The sequence below is a fragment of the Bacillus sp. 3G2 genome (assembly GCF_044324725.1).
Lineage (GTDB): Bacteria > Bacillota > Bacilli > Bacillales > Bacillaceae_G > Bacillus_A > Bacillus_A mobilis.
In genome coordinates this window covers 300,001-302,500 of record NZ_CP172246.1, presented here as the reverse complement: position 1 = coordinate 302,500, position 2,500 = coordinate 300,001, and the positions used below count along the sequence as shown (strand labels likewise).

The window sequence follows — 2,500 nt, the reverse complement described above, 5'->3', positions numbered from 1 at the left end:
ATGATACCCTTTTGTAATTAGTTCTTTTGCCGTCATAATCCCCTCATGTCTCGTTTCTCCGGTGACAAAGCGTTTCGCGGCCTGCAATAATAACGCATAGAGTTCCGTAGATTGTTGTACATAGGATTTTATATGTTCATTTCGCGCAATTGATTTAAATGCCTGAGCTACTTGGAGTTCTGGTTTAGTCATCACATTTTCATCTCCTTTAGAACTATTTGTTCCAACTATAGCATGCTAAAATGGTTTGTATTAGTACCATTTTAGCTATACTTTTATGGTACCAATTTTGATGAAGGGAGCATTTATATGCTTTGGATGCCTATTGATCGATCGTTAGATATAAGTTTAATTCGACAGGTTTATCACCAAATACGTGAACGAATATTAAACGGAGAGCTACAATCCGGAGAAAAACTACCAGCAACACGGGAATTATCTTCTGAGTTGAGTGTGTCTAGGAATGTAATTTTAGAAGCTTATGATCAATTACTTTCCGAAGGTTTTTTGGTCGCTCGGCAGGGAGCCGGGACATTCATTGCAGAAGGGACTTATCTAGAACAACATAAAAAATCAACTCTAATTGATTCTTTATCTTGGTGTGAAGAAACAAACAAAGACAGTAACATCATTAATTTCCGTTCAGGAATACCAGCATTAGACTTATTCCCACGTAAGGTATGGGCAAAGTTGTCTCACACCACATGGAATGAAGCACCCTCTTCTACATTTGGATATGATATTCCCGAAGGACGTCCCGAATTAAGAACGGTTTTATCACGCTATTTACTAAAAACAAGAGGAGTTTTTTGTCATCCAGAACAATTAGTGATTACTTCCGGTGCAACTCAAGCTTTAACACTTGTTTCTAAATTATTTTTATCAGCAGGTGATGAAGTACTAATAGAAGACCCCATCACCAATGACATTCAAACAATTTTTAAAAATTCAGGAGCCTCCCTTCATCCTATACCAGTTGATGATAATGGAATAGATACGTCTTTGTTGCCTGCAAATAAAAACCCAAAATTCATCTTCACTACTCCTTCTCACCAGTTTCCTTTGGGAGGAGCTTTACCGATTCAACGGCGGGTTCAATTGATTAACTACTCAAGAAATACAAATTGTTATCTCATTGAAGATGATTATGACAGTGAGTTTCGATATGAAGGCTCCCCTGTAAGTTCATTACAAGGATTAGATCCCGAGCGTGTTATATATGTAGGTTCATTTAGTAAAATTTTATCACCGGCCCTTAGGATGGGATACTTAGTTCTTCCCTCACAGCTTATCGAAAAATGCCGCAGTGTAAAATGGTTTTCAGATTTACATACACCTTCTTTAAATCAGCTTGTCCTTGCTAAATTTATTGCCGAAAATCATTTGGAACGGCATATTATGAAGATGAAAAAAATTTATAAAAATCGGAGAGACTTCCTTATCGAGCAATTAAAATTAGCATTCTTAAATGAAATCAATATTTTCGGTTATTCTACAGGATTACACCTGATTGTTGAATTCAATCAAGTTCAATTCACAAAAGAATTACTTGAGAAAATCCAACAGCTCGGAGTAAAAGTATATCTCGTGGAAGACCATGCCATTGAAAAAGGAAAACATCATAATCGAATTATTATGGGGTATGGACATTTAACAACTGAAGAAATAAAAGAAGGTGTGAGCAGGCTACAGAGGGCAATACCTTGTAGATATTCTTGTTAACGAATGACAGTTTAACAAACTTGTCCATATTTTTCTGAAGGTATGCTATTTAAATGTGAAATCATAATAAAATAAAGCTATTTCTTGCTAGATAAACGTACTCATAGAGCCGATATTAATTACAAAATCATTTTATTAAACACAAAAAAGACGAGTCATACTGACTCGTCTTACAGTTGCTTGGCGACGTCCTACTCTCACAGGGACAAGGTCCCAACTACCATCGGCGCTAGAGAGCTTAACTTCCGTGTTCGGTATGGGAACGGGTGTGACCTCTCTGCCATCATCACCAAACTATGAAGGCATATTCCTTCAAAACTAGATAACATTTGCTACATATTATATGGTTAAGTCCTCGATCTATTAGTATTCGTCAGCTCCACATGTCACCATGCTTCCACCTCGAACCTATCAACCTGATCATCTTTCAGGGATCTTACTAGCTTACGCTATGGGAAATCTCATCTTGAGGGGGGCTTCATGCTTAGATGCTTTCAGCACTTATCCCTTCCGCACATAGCTACCCAGCTATGCCCTTGGCAGAACAACTGGTACACCAGCGGTGCGTCCATCCCGGTCCTCTCGTACTAAGGACAGCTCCTCTCAAATTTCCTACGCCCACGACGGATAGGGACCGAACTGTCTCACGACGTTCTGAACCCAGCTCGCGTACCGCTTTAATGGGCGAACAGCCCAACCCTTGGGACCGACTACAGCCCCAGGATGCGATGAGCCGACATCGAGGTGCCAAACCTCCCCGTCGATGTGGACTCTTGGG

General features: G+C 39.5%; 2 protein-coding genes and 2 rRNA genes (2 of these 4 running past the window's edge). 1 reads left to right on the top strand and 3 read right to left on the bottom strand.

The window, feature by feature from the left end; translation table 11 throughout:
• Positions 1-192, bottom strand: the 5' portion of a protein-coding gene (locus ACHZK0_RS01665; RefSeq protein WP_262743565.1) for a proline dehydrogenase family protein. 768 nt of this gene lie to the left of the window's left edge; the window shows 192 of its 960 coding nt (coding positions 1-192); the start codon lies at positions 190-192; its stop codon lies off the left edge, out of view.
• A gap of 117 nt (positions 193-309) precedes the next feature.
• Between ACHZK0_RS01665 and ACHZK0_RS01660 the strand changes: the two genes are divergently transcribed.
• Positions 310-1,722 (top strand): PLP-dependent aminotransferase family protein, encoded by a 1,413-nt coding sequence (locus ACHZK0_RS01660; RefSeq protein ID WP_270344347.1) that lies wholly within the window; start codon positions 310-312, stop codon positions 1,720-1,722.
• A 178-nt stretch (positions 1,723-1,900) separates the two neighbouring features.
• Here the strand turns inward: ACHZK0_RS01660 and rrf are convergent.
• Both rrf and ACHZK0_RS01650 read right to left on the bottom strand, forming a co-directional pair.
• Positions 1,901-2,016 (bottom strand): 5S ribosomal RNA (rrf, locus tag ACHZK0_RS01655).
• A 49-nt stretch (positions 2,017-2,065) separates the two neighbouring features.
• Positions 2,066-2,500: ribosomal RNA gene (locus ACHZK0_RS01650) — 23S ribosomal RNA — on the bottom strand (it continues 2,487 nt past the right edge of the window).

What these genes read in the sequence shown, in the direction of transcription:
- ACHZK0_RS01660 (WP_270344347.1), top strand. Translation starts at nt 310, where the DNA reads ATGCTTTGGATGCCTATTGATCGATCGTTAGATATAAGTTTAATTCGA.